Source organism: Paludibacillus litoralis (assembly GCF_037646705.1).
Taxonomy (GTDB): Bacteria; Pseudomonadota; Alphaproteobacteria; order Rhodobacterales; family Rhodobacteraceae; genus Pikeienuella; species Pikeienuella litoralis.
Genome location: NZ_JBBHER010000005.1, coordinates 153,109 through 171,263 on the forward strand (window position 1 = coordinate 153,109; position 18,155 = coordinate 171,263).

Genomic DNA, 18,155 nt, shown 5'->3' on the forward strand with positions numbered 1-18,155 from the left:
GCCCAGAGTTGCGGAGAGGAGCGGCGATGTCCACCGATCAGAGCGGCCGGATGTTTCGGCGCGGTCTTGTCGACGGCGCGCCGTTCAATCTCGCCTCGATCCCATTCTCGCTGCTTTTCGGTGTCGTCGCGGTCGAGGCGGGATTCGACATGGCGCAGGTCATGGGGATGAGCTTCATCGTCATCGCCGGGGCGTCGTCGCTGACCGCGATCCAATTGCTCGGCGATCAGGCGCCGGCGTTGATGGCGGTGCTGGCGGGGGCGGCGGTCAATCTGCGGATGGCGATGTATTCGGCCTCTCTCGCGCCGCATATTTCGGACGGGCCGCTCCTCTGGCGTCTTGGCGCGGCGTATTTCCTCGTCGATCATGTTTATGCGATGGCGCTCCGCGACTATCAGACGACGCCGCGCGCCATGCGGGAGAAATTCGCCTACTTCTTCGGGCTGGCGCTGTCGGTCTGCCCGTTCTGGTATCTCTTTTGCTGGCTCGGCGCCCTGCTGGGCGAGGCTATTCCGCCGGACTGGCCGCTGGATTTCGCCGGGGCGATCATGTTCACCGCGCTCGTCGCGCCGATGATCCGGGGCGCGCCGGCGCTGATCGCAGCCGGGGTCGCGTCGTTGACGGCGCTGGCCGCGTCCGGGTTGCCGTTCTCGCTCGGGCTTCTGGTCGGCGGCGTCGCCGGGATGGTGGCTGGCGCGGCGGCCGAATTGGGGCTGGAGCGGCGCAATGCCTGACAGCGCGACGATCTGGACCGTGATCGTCGCGCTTGGCGTGGTCACCTATCTGATCCGGTTCTCGTTCATCGGCCTGATGTCGGGGCGGGAGACGCCGCCATGGGCGCTGCGGTTGCTGCGCTACGTGCCGGTCTCGATCCTGCCGGCGCTGGTCGCGCCGGCGATCCTCTGGCCGCCGGCGACCGGGGGCGAGCCGGATCTCGCGCGGGGGCTCGCCGCGCTTGTCACGCTGGCGGCGGGGGCCTGGAGCCGGAGCGCGCCTCTCGCCTTCATCGCCGGGCTCATCGCGCTTTTGTTGCTGCTCCGATTCATTTGAGCGACGGAACGCGCGCGCCGGCGCGTGAAGATAACAGGCGCGCGAGTCGTATGCGCACCGCGCCCGGCCAATTCGTGGACCCCTCTCCCCGATGGCCGGGCGCTTTTCCAGCATGACGCGCCGCGCTCCGGCGCGAAGAAATTCGGCGGGGCCGGACCCGTCAGTCGGTTTCGACCTTCAATCTCATCAACTCGTCCAGATTTCGCACGCCAAGCTGCACCATCACCGTGCGGACCTGCATCGCGAGGAGATCCAGCGCCGCCGCCCCGCGCGCGCCGAGCGCGGCGCAGGCGAAATAGGGCAGGCGCCCGACCATCACGAAATCCGCGCCAAGGCGCAGCAGCTTGAGGATGTCGAGCCCGTCGGTGACGCCGCTATCGGCGAGGATCGCGGTCTTGCCTTTCACCGCGTCGACGATCGGCGGCAAAAGCTCCGCCGTTCCGGGCGCGGCGTCGAGCTGTCTTCCGCCATGATTGGAGACGACGATCCCGTCGACGCCGATATCGACGAATATCTCCGCGTCTTCCGGCGCCATCACCCCTTTCACGACCAGCTTTCCGTCCCATTTGTCGCGAAGGCGCCGGATCTCCTCAGGGCCGATCGGCCGGAGGCAGTTCTGAAGCAGCCATTTTTCCGCTTCCGCCGTGCCGCCGCTGGCGTAGGGCGCGATGTTCGGCAGGCCCGGCTTGCCGTAGAGAAGCGTCTCCACCGCCCAGCGCGGCCTGAACGCGAGATCGCGCGCGATCACGAAGGGGGAGGGCTTCGCGGCGACGCCGGCGCGGATCGTGCGCTCGCGCCATTGGTGGCCCGGAATATCCAGCGTCGGCATCAGGACGGTGACGCCGAGCGCCTTCATCCGGGCGATGATGTCGTCCTGCACGTCGGTCGGGCGCGGCCAGTAGAACTGATGCCAGGGCGCCTTGCCGCCGGCGGCGGCGCGGATCTTCTCGACGCTGTGCGACGCGACGAAGGAGAGCGAGAACGGCAGGCCGAGCGCGGCGGACTTCTTCGCCAGAGCCGGCGCGCTTTCGGGATGGAAAAGGCCGCCCATCCCGACCGGGGCGACGCCGAAGGGAAAAGCCGCCCGCTCCCCGAGGATGTCCACCGCGGTTTCCGGCTCGATCCCCTCATCGACGGTCCGGGGGATCAGGCGCACGTTGTCGAGCGCGGAATAGTTGCGAGCCAGACCGATATCCCGCCCGATTCCGCCGTCGAGATACTCGAAGGCGAAATGCGGGATTCGGCGCCGCGCGCCTTCGCGAAAATCGGCGAAGGACGCGAAGCGGGCGGGAAGGTCGGGCTTGTCTAGCGGCTGCGCCATGCAGGATCACCTCTCTTGAAAGTCACGACAAGCTGCGCTGGCGCAGTGCGAAAGAAAAGCCCCGGCGGCGACGCCGGGGCCGTGGTCTCAGGCCCGCTTCAGTCTCAGACCTTCTTCGCGAGAAGGTCGCGAATTTCGGCGAGAAGCATTTCCTGCGTCGGGGCGGCGGGCGCGGCGACGGCTTCTTCCTTTTTCGCGAATCTTTCCTTCGCCTGATTCATCGACCGGATGATCAGGAAGAGGATCCATGCGACGATCAGAAAGGAGATCACGGCGTTGATGAAGACGCCCCATTTGATCACGGCCGCGCCGGCCTCTTCGGCTGCGGCGAGCGAAGCGTATTCGCCTTCGCCGAGCACAGTGAAGATATCCGTGAAATCGACGCCGCCGGTGACGTAGCCGACGACGGGCATGAGAATGCCGTTCACGAGAGTTGTGACGATTGTGGTGAATGCGGCGCCGATGATGATGCCGACGGCCATGTCGAGCACGTTGCCCTTCATGGCGAATTCCTGAAATTCCTTTAGCATGTCCGGCCCTCTGATGCTGTCGGCCCGTCAGGGCCGGTTAAGGTTTCTGCACTCGTCGTCATAGGGTGGAGTATGGCGCAAAAATGGCTGAAAGCGAACGACGGCTCAGGCCCGGAGCGCGCCGCCGGTCGCTTTTGTCACCGCGCTGACGATTTTCGCGGCGACGGCGTCGATCTCCTTGTCGGTCAGGGTGCCGGCGGTCGGTTGCAATCTGACGGTGATCGCGACGGATTTTCGGCCCGCCCCCATCTGCGCCTCCGCTCGCTCGCCGGAGAAGACGTCGAAAACGGCGGCGCTCTCGATCAGGTTCTTCTCCGCCATCCGCGCCGCGCGGAGGATCGTCGCGGCCTCCACCCGGTTTTCGACGACGAACGCGAAATCGCGCTCGACGGCCTGATAGGCGGACAGCGCGAGCGCGGGGCGTGTGCGCCCTTTCGCCCTCGGGAACGGGGCGTTTTCGAGATAGACGACCATGGCGACGGCGGGGCCTTTCACCTCCAGCGCGCTCAGGACTTTCGGATGCAGTTCGCCGAAGACCGCGAGTGTGGTTTTCGGCCCGAGCGTCAGCGCGCCCGAGCGGCCGGGATGCAGCCACCCGGGCGCGTCCCGCGTGACGGTCAGCCGGCTGGTTGGCGCGCCGATGGCGTCGAGCACCGCTTCGGCGTCGGCCCGCGCGTCGTAGACGTCGACCGGTCGGCGCGCGCCGCTCCAGTGCCGGGGCGCGGTCCCGCCGACGCGGATGGCGGCGGCGACATCGCGCTGCTCGCCCGGCTCGGCGCCGAAATATTCCGCGCCGACCTCGAACAGCCCGAGATCGGGGATGTCCCGGGCCTGATTGCGCGCCGCCGCCGCGAGGAGGCCCGGAAGGGGCGAGGGCCGCATGTCCGAAAGTTCCGACGAAATCGGGTTCTCAAGCTTCAACAATGGGTCTCCGCCGCCGAAGAGCGCGGCTTCGCGGCTCGAGACGAAGGAATAGGTCACGCATTCGTTCAGCCCCGCCGCGGCGAGACGGCGGCGGGCCATCGCGGCGCGCTTCTGCATCGGCGTCAGCACCGGGCTCTGGACGCCGGGCTTCACGGGCCGCATCGGCTGCGCCTCCAGCCCGGAGAGGGAGACGACGCGCGCGACCTCCTCCACAAGATCCGCCTCGCCCTTCACGTCCGGGCGCCATGAGGGAACCCCCACGTCATAGCCCGCACCCTGCGTGGCCGGGACCGGCGTGAAGCCGAGCGCTTCGAGGATCCGGACCTGTTCGACGGCGGGAACATCCATGCCGACGAGATTCAATGTCCGCGCCGGGTCGAGCCGATAGCTCCGGGCGGCATCCGGAACGGCGCCGGCCGTTGTCATCTCCGAGGCTTCGCCGCCGCAGAGGTCGATGATCATCCGGGTGGCGAGGTCGAGCCCCTCCGGCGTGAAGGCCGGGTCCACTCCACGCTCGAACCGATAACGGGCGTCGGAGTTGATCTTCAGCTTCCGGCCGGCGGCGGCGATGGTGACAGGCGCCCAGTAGGCGCTTTCGACGAAGACATTCGTCGTCTCGGGGGTGCAGCCGGTGGCCGCGCCGCCCATGATCCCGGCGATGCTCTGGGGGCCCGCCTCGTCCGAAATCGCCAGCATCGACGACTCAAGCGTATAGTCCTTGTCGTCGAGCGCGGTGATGGTGGAGCCGGTTTCGGCCCAGTGCACGCGAAGCGCGCCTTTCACCTTGTCCGCGTCGAAGACGTGAAGCGGGCGGTTCCGATCGTAGGTGAAGAAATTCGTGATATCGACCAGGGTGGAGATCGGCCGCAGCCCGATCGCCCGAAGCCGCTTCTGCAGCCATGCGGGCGAGGGGCCGTTGACGACGCCGCGGATCAGCCGGCCGCAGAAGACCGGCGCCTCCGGGAGCGCGTCCGCGTCGATCGTCACCGCGACCGGGCAGGGGAAGCCGCCTTCGACCGGCTGGGCGGCGGGGGTCTTCAGCCGCCCGAGCCCCCGCGCGGCGAGATCGCGCGCGATGCCGGCGACGCCGAGCGCGTCGGGCCGATTTGGCGTCACCGCGATTTCGATCACCGGATCGGCGAGGCCGGCGTAATCGATGAAGCGCGCGCCGAGCGGCGCGTCGGCGGGCAGGTCGATGATCCCGTCATGATCGTCGGAGAGCATCATCTCGCGCTCGGAGCAGAGCATGCCGTTCGAGGCGACGCCGCGGATCACGCCGGGCTTCAGATCCAGCCCGGTGCCGGGGATATGCGTCCCCGGCGGGGCGAAAACGCCGATCAGCCCGGTCCGCGCGTTTGGCGCGCCGCAGACGACCTGGACCTCTTCCGAAGGGGCGTCCGGCCCGTTCGGCCATGTCTCCACCCGGCAGAGGCGCAGCCGGTCCGCGTCCGGATGCTGGCTGGCCTCGATCACTCGGGCGATGGTGAAGGCGCCGAGCGTCGCGGCGGGATCCTCGACGCCTTCGACCTCGAGGCCGAGATCGGTCAGCGCCTCAAGGATCGCCTCCAGCGGCGCCTTCGTCTCCAGATGATCCTTGAGCCAGTTCAGCGTAAATTTCATGGGTCGCAATCCGCACGGTCTTCATCGGCCGCGGGTGTAGCGGAATTCCGCCGACGGGCAAAGGGGCCGCGGCTCAGGCGACCTGAAGCGCGGCTTCCGCGGCGTCGTTGATCCGGTAGCGGACCCGGTCTCCGGGCTCGGGAACGCGGGTGCGGATCACGGACCCGGTGATGACCACATCTCCGGCCCGAAGCCCGGCGCCGGCGCGGTTGAGCACGCCGGCCACCCAGGCGAGCGAGCCGAACGGGTCGGCCTCGCCAATCCGCGCGTCGACCGGGGCTTCGTCGTTCCAGAGCAGCGCGCCGCGCCATTCGTCCACATCGGCGTCCCGCCAGTCCGGGAGCGCCGGGCCGAGCACGATCCCGCCGCTCCAGGCGTTGTCGGCGGCGATGGTGAGCGCGTTGAGGGCGCTGTAATCGGCGTTCCTGTCGATGATCAGCTCGAAGGCGGGATGCAGCGCGGCGATCTTGCCGCGGATCGAGGCCGCGTCATGCGCGTCCGAGCCGGGAGGGATATCTTCCGCCATCACCGCCGCCAGCTCGAATTCGAGGCCGAGTCCGTGAAAATCCGCGAGCCGGATCGTGGCCGGGCTCTGCAGGATCTCACGGGCGTAGACGCCGCCGGCGATCGGCTCGTTCACGCCGCAGAGCGTCTGCAACGGTTTCGAAGCGAGCGCGATCTTCCGCCCGCCGAGCGGCCCCCGGCCGCCTTCGGCCTGGATCTCGTGCTGGCGGAATTGCGCGGCGTAGGCCTCCGCCATGTCGCGGGGCGCGAGCTCGCCATCGAGATTGCGAAAGGTCTCGCGCGCGCGGTGCTGACGGATGATTTCGCGCGCGATGGCGTCCGGTCTGTCGTTCATGGTCTGATTCGCCTTCTGGATCGTTCACGTGATTTCGGGAGTGAGGTCGGGGGCCGCCGCGGCCGGCTGGACCTGGCGGGGTGAAGCGGCTCCCGCGCCGATCGGCGGCGGGGCGGGAGCGCGCCGATCGGTTCGCTTGCCTGGCGTGGTTTCGGCGCCTCGCGTGATCATGATCCTGAAGATGACCGAAGCGGCGGGCGAAGGCGAGGCAAAATGCTTTGACCCCGATGAGGAATTCGGCCTAGCTCGCCAATATGCGCGCAAACCCCGGCACCCACGCTGAAAACATACTCGGCGCCACGTTCATGATGGCCTCGGTCGTGGCGTTCGTGGGCAATGACACATTGATGAAGACCCTGTCCGGCGAGGTGCCTCTCTTTCAGGCGGTGCTCGTTCGCGGGGCGCTCGCCTCTCTCCTGATCGGAGGGGTGGCGATGGCGCGGGGCGAGGCGCGGCTCGCGGCGCTCTCGGTCAAGGACAGGCGGACCGCCGCCCTGCGTTCGCTGGCGGAGGTGGGCTCGACGGTCTGCTTCCTGACGGCGCTGTTCGCGATGCCGATCGCCAACGCCACCGCGATCATGCTGGCGGCGCCGATGCTCATCACGCTTCTCGGGGCGGTGTTGCTTGGCGAGCGGGTGGGGTGGCGGCGCTGGTCCGCGATGATCGTCGGCTTCCTTGGCGTTCTCCTCATCGTGAGGCCGGGCGGAGACGCGTTCAACGCCGCATCGCTCTGGGCGGTGTCGGCTGTGGTGTTCGTCTGCGTCCGGGACCTCTCGACGCGCCGGCTTTCACCGGAGACCCCGTCGCTTCTGATCTCGCTGATGACAGCCGTGGTCATCACCGCGGCGGCCGGCGTCGTCGTCGTCGTGGACGGCTGGACGCCGATGGGCGGAACTGAAGTCACGCGGCTTGCGATCGCGGCGGTCTTCGTCTTCGTCGGCTATGTGTTCAGCGTGAAAGCGATGCGGGTGGGCGATGTGGGGTTCACGTCGCCGTTTCGCTACACAATTCTGATCTGGGCGTTGATTCTCGGCTGGGCGGTCTTCGGAGACGCGCCGGAGCCGCTGACGCTGGTCGGCGCCGGGTTGGTCGCGGGCGCCGGCGTCTATACCTTTTTGCGCGCCGGAAAGAAGCTGCGTTGAAGGTCAGGCGCGCCGCTGCGCCATCCAGATCCCGCCGATCACCAGCGCCAGAGCCAGCGCGTGGTAGAGCGCGAACATCTCGCCGAGAATCAGAATTGCGAAGATGGCGGAGAAGATCGGCACGAGGTTGATATAGACGCCGGCGCGGCCGGGGCCGATCAGGTCCACGCCGCGCAGAAAAAAGACCTGCGCGAGGCATGACGGAAAAATGGCGATGAGCGCGGTGTATCCCAGCCCCTTCATGGTCGGCCATGGATAGCCGGGCTGCGCCGCCTCCCACACCGCCAGCGGCAACGCGCTGATCGCGGCGATCACCGTGAAGAACGTGAACAGCGCCTCGCCCGGCATATCCGGCCGTTGCCTCAACGCCACCGCGTAGGTCGTGTAGAGCGCGCAGGCCGCGAGCAGGATGAGATCGCCCTTGTTGAAGGCCAGCGCCGCAAGCCGCGCGGCGTCGCCGCCGCTGGCGACCAGAATGACGCCGAGCAGCGTGAGGCCGACGCCAATCATCTGTTTCGGCCCCACCCGGTCGCCATAGGCGAGAAAGGCCCCGATCAACACCATCGCCGGCATGACGCCCTGCAGAATTCCGACATTGATGCCGGTGGTGTGGGCCGACGCGACGTAGAAAAGCGTATTGAACCCGGTGAAGCCGCCCACCCCGGCGATGAGGACGAACCAGGGCCGGGTCCGGAGCAGGGGCCAATATGCTCTGACCTGTCGCCCATAGAGCGGCCACATCACCGCCACGACCAGAAGCCAGCGCACAAGAACGACCGCGAAAGGCGTGATTTCCCCGACCACAAGCTGGCCGAGGATCGCGTTCAACGCCCACATCGCGGCGGTCAACGTCATCAATGCGGTCGGGGTGCGATAGAGAGCGTTGATCATGATGCCCGACTTGGTTGCATGAGGCGCCCCGCGGAGCAAGATGAAGAGCCCTCAGCGCATCTTTTCCGGCAAGAGCCCTTTCGGGCTGAAACGGAGGGCGAGGAGCAGGATGACTCCCATCAGCACCATGCGCATGAAGGCCGCGCTGTTGATCAGATGCGCGCGGATCGGGCTCGCCTCGTCCATGCCGGAGGAGAGGATTTCCATCATCCAGCGCCCCGCCGGCTCGGCCTCGACCCAGACGAACCAGATCAGGAATCCGCCGAGGACCGAGCCCCAGTTGTTGCCGGAGCCGCCGACGATCACCATCACCCAGATCAGGAACGTGAAGCGGAGCGGATTGTAGGTGCCGGGCGTGAACTGCCCGTCGAGCGTGGTGAGCATCGCGCCCGCGACGCCGCAGACGGCGGACCCGAGGATGAAGGTCTGGAGCCGCCGCGCCGTCACATTCTTCCCCATGGCCTCCGCGGCCGCCTCATTGTCCCGGATCGCCCGCATCATCCGGCCCCAGGGCGAATTGAGCGCGCGCTCCGAGAGCCAGAGCAGACAGAGAAGAACGACGAGAAACAGCGCCGCGTAGCAGAGCTTCACCACGATGGTGGAGGCCTCCGACGGGTCGAGGCCAAGCGCGGCGGCGCGGGCGACAAACCAGTCCGCCTGCTGCAGATCGATCTCATAGGGAACCGGGCGCGGCAGGCCGGTCACGTTTTTCACGCCGCGCGTCAGCCAGTCCTCGTTCTTGGCGATGAAGACGATGATCTCGCCGATGCCGAGCGTCGCGATGGCGAGATAATCCGATCGGAGCCCGAGGGAGACCTTGCCGATCAGCCAGGCGACCCCAGCCGCCATGACGCCGCCAACCGCCCATGAGAGGATGATCGGCAGGCCGAGGCCGCCAAGATAGCCGGAGAGCGCGGGATCGATCGACTCGATCCGGTCGACCGCGGGATCGAACGCCTGCCGCGTGAGAAAATACCCGATGATGACGGCGGCGGCGATGGAGAGGTTCCGCGCGCGGCCGCGGGGAATCCTGGCGCGGATCGCGAGAACCGCGGCGACCGTCGCGACGATCGCCAGAAAGGCGAGGAGCAGCCCGATCCCGCCCGCGCTCCAGGCTTCGCCGACGGGGGAGGCGGAGACAAGCACCGCCGCGACGCCGCCGACGGCGACGAATCCCACCGTGCCGACATTGAAAAGCCCGGCGTAGCCCCACTGGATGTTGACGCCGAGCGCCATGACCGAGGAAATCAGACAAAGATTGATGATGCCGAGCGCGACCGACCAGCTTTGCGCGTAACCGACGCCAATGAGCGCCGCCGCCATGATCGCGAAGAGGACGGGGCCGCGGGCTGACACGCTCATATCACCTTCCCTTTGAGAACGCCTGTCGGCCGGACGAGCAGCACCACGACGAGGATCACGAAGGAGACCGCGAATTTATATTCGGTGCCGAGAAGCTGTACGAGCGTGTCGGGCGCCCAGGCCTCCGGCATGAGATAACCGAGGACGCGCTTGTACGCGTAGGTCACCGTCACCTCGGAATAGGCGATGATGAAGCCGCCGACGATCGCCCCGACCGGATTGCCGATGCCGCCGACGATGGCCGCGGCGAACATCGGCAGGAGAAGTTGGAAATAGGTGAAAGGCTTGAAGGTCTTGTCGAGCCCGTAGAGCACCCCGGCGACGGTGGCGAGCGCGCCGACCAGAAGCCATGTGACCATCACCACCCGGTCCGGATTGACGCCGGAGAGCAGCGCCAGATCCTCATTGTCCGCATAGGCGCGCATCGCCTTGCCCATACGGGTCTTCTGCAGGAACCAGAACAGGAACGCGACCACCAGAACCGCGATGACCAGCGTGAGGAGCGCCGAGGATTTGATCGCCAGCCCCTCGGCCAGCCCGGTCATGCTCTTGAAGTCGCGGGCGCTGATGAGAAAGCGCGCGCCGTCGGCGAAAGCCTGATCGCCGGGGCCGATGATGAAGCGCACAAGGCCGTTCATCACGAAGGTGACGCCGATCGACACCATCGCCAGGACGACCGGCGCGCTCCGGCGCTGGCGATAGAAGCGATAGATGTACCGGTCGGTGAGCAGGACGAAAGCGGCGGTGGCCGCGATGCCGACAGGCAGCGCCAGAAGCGCGGTGGGCAAGGGCGCGATGCTCACCCCCGCCGCCTGCAGCCACCAGGTGATGAGCACCGTCACCATGGCGCCGAAGGCCATCGTGTCGCCATGCGCGAAATTGGCGAAGCGCAGCACCGCGTAGATCAGCGTGACCCCGAGCGCGCCGAGCGCAAGCTGCGCGCCGTAAGCGGCGCCTGGCACCAGCACGAAATTCGCGAAAACGACGAGTGCGTTGAGAGCGTCGGTCATCGCCGCGCCGTCCTGTGAGCGCGGGCGCGGAGCGGGATGCTGGCCTCGATCGGCCGGGTTCCGGTCGGTTCCATCATCATCCCCCCAGAAAGCTCCGCCGCACGTCCGGATTGGCCAGAAGCGCGGCGCCGGTGTCCGTATAGCGGTTTTCGCCCGTCACCAGAACGAATCCGTGGTCTGCGATCTCCAGCGCCTGGCGCGCGTTCTGCTCGACCATGAGAATCGCGATTCCGGTGCGGCGGATCTCGATGATGCGGTCGAAAAGCTCGTCCATCACGATCGGCGAGACGCCGGCGGTGGGTTCGTCCAGCATCAAGAGGGAGGGTTTGGTCATCAGCGCCCGGCCGACCGCCACCTGCTGGCGCTGCCCGCCGGAGAGCTCGCCCGCGTTCTGAGCCTGCTTTTCGGCGAGAACGGGGAACAGCTCGAAGACCTGCTCCATCGTCTCGGCGATGCCGTCGCGCCGGAGAAAAGCGCCCATCTCGAGATTTTCGCGCACCGTCATGCCGGTGAAGACATTGGCGCTCTGGGGCACGAAGGCCATGCCCTCCGACACCCGAGCCTGCGGCGAGAGGTGCGTGATGTCGCGGCCGTCGAGCCGCACCGTTCCCTCGCGAAGCTCCAGCATTCCGAAGATCGCCTTCATCGCCGTGGATTTTCCGGCGCCGTTCGGGCCGACGATCACCGCGATCTCGCCGCGGTCGACGGAGATGGTGCAGCCGTTCAGGATGGTCGATCCGCCATAGCCGCCGACCATCGCCTCGCCGATCAGGAAGGGCGCGGCGCTCATGCGCCGACCTCGGCCTTGTTCTTCAGGCCGGTGCCGAGATAGGCCTCGATCACGCGCTCGTCCGCCTTCACCTCTTCGGCGGTTCCCTGGGTCAGCACCCGGCCTTCGGCCATGACGATCACCGGATCGCAGAGCCGCGAGATGAAATCCATGTCGTGCTCGATCATGCAGAAAGTGTAGCCGCGCTCCTTGTTCAGACGGAGGATCGCGTCGCCGATGGTTTTCAGCAGGGTGCGGTTCACGCCGGCGCCGACTTCGTCGAGAAAGACGATCTTCGCCTCGACCATCATCGTGCGCCCGAGCTCCAGCAACTTCTTCTGGCCGCCAGAGAGATTGCCGGCGCGCTCGTCCGCGACATGGCCGATGCCGAGAAAGTCGATCACCTCTTCGGCCCGCTTCCGGTTCTCGCGCTCCTGCGCGCGCACCTTCGCGGGGGCGAACCAGGCGTCGATCAGTTTTTCGCCGGCCTGCGCCGGCGGCACCATCATCAGGTTGTCGCGAACCGAGAGCGTGGAGAATTCATGCGCGATCTGAAATGTGCGGAGGAGCCCGCGCGCGAAAAGCTCATGCGGCGGGAGGCCGGTGATATCGTCGCCTCCGAGCAGGATTTTCCCCGATGTCGGCGGAAACGCCCCGGCGATGCAGTTGAACAGCGTGGTCTTGCCCGCGCCGTTGGGGCCGATCAGTCCCGTGATCGAGCCTTCGGCGATCTCCAGCGTCGCGCCGTCGACGGCGTGGACGCCGCCAAAGTGCTTGTGGACATTCTCGCAACGAATCATCGGGCCCCCCGGCGGAGCCGCCCGACGCCTCGCGCCGGACGGCTCGGTTTCCATCTTGTGTCCGATCAGCGATAGCCGACCGTGGTGATCTCACCGTCCTTGATCTCGATCTCACGGAAAGCGCCGGCGCTTTCGCCCGGTTCGATCAGTTCGACCGCGGCGGCGCCGACATAGTCGACATCGCCGCCGCTGCGGATGATCTCCAGCGCCTTGCCAAGCTCGCCAGGCAGGATCTCCTCGCCGGGCGCATTGGCGATCTCCATCACCTTGCCCTTGAAATCGGCGCTGTCGGATGAGCCCGCGGCCTCCATCGCCAGCATGATCAGCGCGGCGGCGTCGTAGCTTTCGGGGGTGTACGCGCCCGAAGTGAAGCCGTCGGCTTCGGCCATTTTCGCGAGCGTCGCCGCGCCTTCGCCGGCGGCGCCCGGAACGGTGCCGTAGGAACCGTTGAGATCGGAGCCGATCGCCTCGATGAGCGAGGGGCCGACCATGCCGTCGGGGAGGTAGAACGTGTCGAAAGCGCCGGTGTCGAGCGCGGCCTGGATGACGCCCTTGCCGCCCTGGTCGACATAACCGGCGACGACGAGAACTTCGCCGCCCGCCGAGGCGAGCGCGCCGACTTCGGCCGAGTAGTCCGCCTTGCCGTCCTCATGCGCGGCGCTGATCGTCACCTTGCCGCCGGATTCGGTGAAGCTCTGTTCGATCGAATCCGCGAGGCCCTTGCCGTAATCGTTGTTGGTGTAGCTGATCGCGATCTCCTTCACGCCCCTGTCGTTCAGGATGTCGGAGATGATCTGACCCTGCCGCGCATCCGAAGGGGAGGTGCGGAAGAAAAGTCCGTTGTCTTCGATGGTCGAGAGCGCCGGCGAGGTGGCCGAGGGCGAAATCATCACCACGCCGTTCGGCAGCGCGACGCTCTGCAGGATCGACGTGGTGACGCCGGAGCAGTCGGCGCCCATGATCGCGGAGACGCCGTCGGAGGTGATCAGCCGTTCCGCCGCGGCGTTTGCGGCGGCGGCGTCGATGCAGGTCGAGTCGGCCCGGACGGGGCTGACCATGCGCCCGCCGAGGATGCCGCCGGCGGCGTTGACCTCCTTGATCGCGAGTTCGGCGCCCCCCGCCATCGGCGGGGCGATGGATTCGAGCGGGCCGGTGAAGCCGAGAATGACGCCGATCTTCACATCGTCGGCCGCCGAAGCCGCGCCCGCCAAGGCGCCCGCAAGCGCGAATGTCGCCGCAGCGGCGGCGATTGTGGTCTTTCTCATGTTTCCTCTCCCATTGAGGCGCATAGCGATGCGCTCATCTGCACAAGCCGCGGACCATGCGCCAGCGGTCCTTCCTGAATATGACGACATTGAATGCCCAGATTCAAGCGGCGCGGCGCGTTCCGTCGCCGGAGGCCGAACCGCTCATCGGGGCGCGCGGAATGAAACGGGTTCATAATGCGGCGAACGCCGGAGCGGCTCACCAGTCCGCGGTCGGATGAAACCGCCCGGCGGGGGATAACGTAAAGATCTCCGCGCCGTCTTCCGTCACGCCGACGGAATGCTCGAACTGGGCCGAGAGCGATCTGTCGCGGGTGACGGCGGTCCAGCCGTCGGCGAGCACCTTGGTGTCCGGCCGGCCGAGATTAACCATCGGCTCGATGGTGAAGATCATGCCGGGGCGCAGGACCGCGCCCGTGCCGGGGCGGCCGTAGTGAAGAACGTTGGGCGCGTCATGAAACACCCGGCCGACCCCGTGGCCGCAAAAATCCCTGACCACGCCGCATCGCTCACCCTCGACATAGCGCTGGATCGCATGCCCGATATCGCCGAAGGTCGCGCCCGGGCGCACCTCCGCGAGGCCGAGCATCAGCGCCTCATGGGTGATGTTGATCAGCCGCTCGGCCTTCCGGTTCGGCGCGCCGGCGACGTACATCCGGCTGGTGTCGCCGAACCAGCCGTCGAGAATGACGGTGACGTCGATATTGAGGATGTCGCCCGGTTTCAGCGCCCGCGGCCCGGGAATGCCATGGCAGACGACGTGATTGATCGAAATGCAGCTCGACTTCGGGTAGCCGCGATAGCCGAGGGTGGCGGGAACGGCGTCATGCGCGATCATGAAATCGTGCATCAGCTGGTCCAGCTCGTCGGTGGTGACGCCGGGCGCGACATGCTCCGCGACCATGTCGAGCACCTCCGCGGCCAGGCGCCCGGCGGCGCGCATTCCGTCGAAGTCCCGCTGCGAATACAGCCTGATACCTTCCGGCGTCCGGTCGCTTGTCGTGCGCTCCACCTTGTCTGATCTCCGTCGTCGGTAATGCTGCACGCAGCGTCATGGTCCGTATTCTCGACCCTAATGCGCCGGCGATCAACCCGCGAGCGGTCCCGAACGGGCGCCGGCCTCGCTTTTTCGCTCCGATTCGCTATATCGCGCTGAAAGACCGCATGATCGGAAGGACATTCGCATGACCGTTCGCGTGAGCCAGCCCACCGCCGCGATGGTGGTCATTGGCGACGAAGTGCTCTCCGGCCGCACCCGTGAAGGCAACGCCTGGCGGCTCTCGGTCATGCTGACCGAGATCGGCGTCTCGCTCCGGGAGGTCCGCATCATCGCCGACGACAGGGAGGCGATCGTCGAGGCGGTGAACCAGCTCCGCGCGCGCGTCGATCACGTTTTCACCTCGGGCGGGATCGGGCCGACTCACGACGACATCACCGCGGACAGCATCGCCGCGGCGTTCGGCGTCCCCATCGACGTGCGGGAGGATGCGCGCGCGATCCTCGAAGCGCATTACCGCGAAGGGGAGTTGAACGAGGCGCGCCTCCGGATGGCCCGTATTCCCGAGGGCGCGACCCTGATCCGGAATCCGGTCAGTCAGGCGCCGGGGTTCACGCTCGGAAACGTACACGTCATGGCGGGCGTGCCCGCCGTGTTCGACGCGATGATGGAGGAGCTGCGCCCGACGCTGAAAGGCGGCGCGCCGCTCCTGAGCTGGAGCTTTCAGGTCGCGGCGCCGGAGGGGGAGATGGCCACCCCGCTCGGCGAGGTCGCGCGCCGCCATCCCGAGGTCTCGCTCGGCTCCTACCCGTTCTTTCGCGCCGGCCCCGGCTGCACGCTGGTGGCGCGGGCGCAGGACCGCGCGGCGCTTCTCGCCGCGGTGGCGGATCTCCGGTCGATGCTGAAGACGTTGGGGGTCGCGGACGTGACCGAGACGCCGCCGGACTGAGGGGTGGGGCCGCGCGCACCCGGCCCGCGAGCGGCGATCAGGAAATATTTCAGCTTCGGCGCTGATCGGCGCCGGCCGTGTGGTTCTGGCCGGGGCGGCCTGAAAAAAAGCCGTTCCAGCCCTTTCCCGGCTGTTCGCCCGCCGGCTGCATCAACGAGCCGCCCGGCGGCGAGATTGCGGGCCCGGCCCTGCGCTTCGAACAGCCATGCCTCGCTTTCAGACATCTGAAATCCGCAGCGTCCAAACGGAAGAAACCCTTGGCCGACGTCGTTCAGAATGGAATGTCGTCCGCGGCCGAGACGAAACTTGCGACCACCTTTTTCGTCCCGGCCTTCTCGAAGACGACGGTGAGCTTGTCGCCTTCGATGCCGGTCACTTCCCCATACCCGAACTTCTGGTGAAAGATCCGGTCCCCCTTCCGGTGCGCCACCGTCGCATCGACCGCGGCGGCGCGGGCCTCCGCCGGGCTTCTCAGGCCGCGCCGCCCCGCGCGCGCCTGCATCCGCGCCCATCCGGGGGAGTTATAGGCCGAGGCCTCCACCGCGCGGGCTTCGAGAACCGAGCCCCGCGCGCCCGCCGCCGCCGCGCCGTAAGCCCCGCCATAGAGGCCGGGCGCCGTCAGCACCTCGACATGTTCCTTCGGCAATTCATCGATGAAGCGGGAGGGCAGGGCGGATTGCCATTGGTTGTAGACCCGCCGGTTCGCCGCGAAGCTGATCGTCAGGTGCCGCCGGGCCCGCGTCAGGCCGACATAGGCGAGCCGGCGCTCCTCCTCCAACCCCTGCTTGCCGCTCTCGTCCATCGACCGTTGCGAGGGGAAAAGCCCGTCCTCCCAGCCGGGGAGGAACACGCAATCGAACTCCAGTCCCTTCGCGGCGTGATAGGTCATGATGGAGACCTTCGGCGCGGCGTCCTCCTGCTCGTTCTCCATCACCAGGCTGACATGTTCGAGGAAGCCCTGGAGGTTCTCGAACTCTTCAAGCGCCTTGACCAGCTCCTTGACGTTCTCCAGCCGCCCCGGGGCCTCCGGAGACTTGTCTTTTCGCCAATGGGCGAGATAGCCGAAATCCTCCAGAATCTGCATCGCGCCTTCGACGTGATTGAACCCCTCGGCGCGGGCGCGCTCGATCCAGGTGTCGAAGAGGTCCACCAGCCGGCCGAGCGCGCCGCACGCGGCGGCGCCGATCCGCTTCTCCGCGATGCAGATCCGCGCGCCTTCGAGCGGGCCGACCCCGTTCTCCCGCGCCGCGATGTTGATGGCCTGCTGCGCCTTGTCGCCGAGCCCGCGCTTCGGCGTGTTCACGATCCGCTCGAATGCGAGCCCGTCATCCGGCGAGGCGACGACGCGGAGATAGGCCATCGCGTCGCGCACCTCCATCCGCTCATAGAAGCGCGGCCCGCCGATGACCCGGTACGGGAGCCCGATGGTGAGGAACCGGTCCTCGAACGCGCGCATCTGGAACGACGCGCGAACCAGCACGGCCATCTCGTTGGGGGAGACGGGCGGATTGGCGCGGGCGCCCCGCTGATAGCTTTCGATCTCCTCGCCGATCCAGCGCGCCTCCTCCTCTCCGTCCCAGACGCCCATGAGGCGGACGCGCTCGCCTTCGCTCTCCTCGGTCCAGAGCGTCTTGCCGAGCCGCTCCTCGTTGGCCGTGATCACCGCCGAGGCGGCGGCGAGGATATGCGGGGTGGAGCGGTAGTTCTGTTCCAGCCGGATCACCCGCGCGCCAGGGAAATCCTTCTCGAATTTCAGGATGTTGCCGACCTCGGCGCCGCGCCAGCCGTAGATCGACTGATCATCGTCGCCCACGCAGCAGATATTCCGATGCGTTTGCGCGAGGAGCCGCAGCCAGAGATACTGCGCGACATTGGTGTCCTGATATTCGTCAACCAGGATATAGCGGAACCAGCGCTGATAGCGCGCAAGCACGTCGGGATGATTCTGGAAGATGCGGACCGTGTGCAGCAACAGATCGCCGAAATCGCAGGCGTTGAGCGTTTTCAAACGCTCCTGATACTGGGTGTAAAGCGCCGGGCCGTGGCCGCCATAGATGTTCGCGTCCGCCGCCGGAATCCGGTCCGGCGTCACCGCGCGGTTTTTCCACCGGTCGATCGCGGCGGCGAGTTGGCGCGGCGGCCAGCGCTTGTCGTCGATCCCGGCCGCGCGGATCAGCTGCTTCATGAGCCGGAGCTGGTCGTCAGCGTCCAGAATGGTGAAATTGGATTTCAGATCCACAAGTTCCGCGTGCCGGCGGAGGATCCGCACCGAGAGCGAATGAAACGTGCCGAGCCAGGGCATGCCTTCGACCGCCCGTCCGATCAGCCCGCCGATCCGGGCCCTCATTTCCCGCGCCGCCTTGTTGGTGAAGGTGACCGCCAGAATCTCGTTCGGGTGCGCCCGCCCTGTGGTCAGAAGATGCGCGATGCGGCAGGTGAGGGCGCGGGTCTTGCCGGTGCCGGCCCCCGCCAGCATCAGCACGGGCCCGTCCAGCGCCTCCACCGCTTCTCGCTGAGGCGGGTTCAGACCGTCGAGATACGGCGGATTGGCGCGCGCGAGTTCGGAGAGCGGCCGCGGCGGCTCCCACGCGTCGAGCGCGTCGTCGAAAGGGTTGTCGGAGACTGGATCGTTCATGGTCGGGGAGGATAGCCCGGTTTCACCGGCC

Annotated in this window: 16 protein-coding genes; 4 read left to right on the plus strand and 12 right to left on the minus strand. The window is 67.2% G+C overall.

The features are described 5' to 3' along the window. The first annotated feature begins 26 nt into the window (after nucleotides 1-26). Together WG921_RS09865 and WG921_RS09870 are read left to right on the plus strand one after the other, a co-directional pair. Nucleotides 27-734 carry an AzlC family ABC transporter permease gene (locus WG921_RS09865; RefSeq protein WP_340109062.1) on the plus strand — a complete coding sequence of 236 codons (708 nt, stop codon included), beginning with the start codon at nucleotides 27-29 and terminating at the stop codon, nucleotides 732-734. After that, nucleotides 727-1,050: an AzlD domain-containing protein gene (locus tag WG921_RS09870; protein WP_340109063.1), complete on the plus strand. Its 324-nt coding sequence runs from the start codon at nucleotides 727-729 to the stop codon at nucleotides 1,048-1,050. The genes WG921_RS09865 and WG921_RS09870 overlap by 8 nt, the downstream gene beginning before the upstream one ends. A 160-nt stretch (nucleotides 1,051-1,210) precedes the next feature. On the opposite strand, the gene WG921_RS09875 is transcribed toward WG921_RS09870, so the two are convergent. The 4 genes from WG921_RS09875 to WG921_RS09890 form a co-directional block, all read right to left on the minus strand. Continuing rightward, nucleotides 1,211-2,371: an alpha-hydroxy acid oxidase gene (locus WG921_RS09875; RefSeq protein WP_340109064.1), complete on the minus strand. Its 1,161-nt coding sequence runs from the start codon at nucleotides 2,369-2,371 to the stop codon at nucleotides 1,211-1,213. Between the two features lie 104 nt (nucleotides 2,372-2,475). Next, entirely contained in the window at nucleotides 2,476-2,901 is a 426-nt protein-coding gene (gene mscL / locus WG921_RS09880) for a large conductance mechanosensitive channel protein MscL (RefSeq protein WP_340109065.1), read from the minus strand. Nucleotides 2,902-3,006: 105 nt separating this feature from the next. Further along, nucleotides 3,007-5,445: a phenylalanine--tRNA ligase subunit beta gene (gene pheT / locus WG921_RS09885; RefSeq protein ID WP_340109066.1), complete on the minus strand. Its 2,439-nt coding sequence runs from the start codon at nucleotides 5,443-5,445 to the stop codon at nucleotides 3,007-3,009. A 73-nt stretch (nucleotides 5,446-5,518) separates the two neighbouring features. Further along, nucleotides 5,519-6,304 (minus strand): 2-keto-4-pentenoate hydratase, encoded by a 786-nt coding sequence (locus WG921_RS09890; protein WP_340109067.1) that lies wholly within the window; start codon nucleotides 6,302-6,304, stop codon nucleotides 5,519-5,521. Between the two features lie 254 nt (nucleotides 6,305-6,558). Between WG921_RS09890 and WG921_RS09895 the strand changes: the two genes are divergently transcribed. Then, the gene (locus WG921_RS09895) at nucleotides 6,559-7,446 is read left to right on the plus strand and encodes a DMT family transporter (protein ID WP_340109068.1); all 888 of its coding nucleotides are present in this window, start codon (nucleotides 6,559-6,561) and stop codon (nucleotides 7,444-7,446) included. Nucleotides 7,447-7,449: 3 nt separating this feature from the next. Here WG921_RS09895 and WG921_RS09900 read toward each other — a convergent pair whose 3' ends face one another. The 7 genes from WG921_RS09900 to map form a co-directional block, all read right to left on the minus strand. Next, the gene (locus WG921_RS09900) at nucleotides 7,450-8,337 is read right to left on the minus strand and encodes a DMT family transporter (RefSeq protein WP_340109069.1); all 888 of its coding nucleotides are present in this window, start codon (nucleotides 8,335-8,337) and stop codon (nucleotides 7,450-7,452) included. Between the two features lie 51 nt (nucleotides 8,338-8,388). Further along, complete coding sequence (locus WG921_RS09905) at nucleotides 8,389-9,699, minus strand: branched-chain amino acid ABC transporter permease (protein ID WP_340109070.1); 1,311 nt, start codon at nucleotides 9,697-9,699, stop codon at nucleotides 8,389-8,391. Next, the gene (locus WG921_RS09910; protein ID WP_340109071.1) at nucleotides 9,696-10,709 is read right to left on the minus strand and encodes a branched-chain amino acid ABC transporter permease; all 1,014 of its coding nucleotides are present in this window, start codon (nucleotides 10,707-10,709) and stop codon (nucleotides 9,696-9,698) included. Before WG921_RS09910 ends, WG921_RS09905 begins: the two co-directional genes overlap by 4 nt. Nucleotides 10,710-10,785: 76 nt before the next feature. Continuing rightward, nucleotides 10,786-11,499 carry an ABC transporter ATP-binding protein gene (locus WG921_RS09915; RefSeq protein ID WP_340109072.1) on the minus strand — a complete coding sequence of 238 codons (714 nt, stop codon included), beginning with the start codon at nucleotides 11,497-11,499 and terminating at the stop codon, nucleotides 10,786-10,788. Continuing rightward, complete coding sequence (locus WG921_RS09920) at nucleotides 11,496-12,278, minus strand: ABC transporter ATP-binding protein (protein WP_340109073.1); 783 nt, start codon at nucleotides 12,276-12,278, stop codon at nucleotides 11,496-11,498. The genes WG921_RS09915 and WG921_RS09920 overlap by 4 nt, the downstream gene beginning before the upstream one ends. 65 nt (nucleotides 12,279-12,343) lie before the next feature. Continuing rightward, nucleotides 12,344-13,543, minus strand: a complete 1,200-nt coding sequence (locus WG921_RS09925; RefSeq protein WP_340109074.1) for an ABC transporter substrate-binding protein — start codon at nucleotides 13,541-13,543, stop codon at nucleotides 12,344-12,346. A 199-nt stretch (nucleotides 13,544-13,742) separates the two neighbouring features. Further along, complete coding sequence (map, locus tag WG921_RS09930; RefSeq protein WP_340109075.1) at nucleotides 13,743-14,555, minus strand: type I methionyl aminopeptidase; 813 nt, start codon at nucleotides 14,553-14,555, stop codon at nucleotides 13,743-13,745. 184 nt (nucleotides 14,556-14,739) lie between these two features. On the opposite strand from map, the gene WG921_RS09935 reads away from it, so the two are divergent. Next, nucleotides 14,740-15,489, plus strand: a complete 750-nt coding sequence (locus WG921_RS09935) for a competence/damage-inducible protein A (protein WP_340109312.1) — start codon at nucleotides 14,740-14,742, stop codon at nucleotides 15,487-15,489. 271 nt (nucleotides 15,490-15,760) lie between these two features. Here WG921_RS09935 and WG921_RS09940 read toward each other — a convergent pair whose 3' ends face one another. Next, nucleotides 15,761-18,124, minus strand: a complete 2,364-nt coding sequence (locus WG921_RS09940) for an ATP-dependent helicase (RefSeq protein WP_340109076.1) — start codon at nucleotides 18,122-18,124, stop codon at nucleotides 15,761-15,763. Nucleotides 18,125-18,155 lie beyond the last annotated feature (31 nt).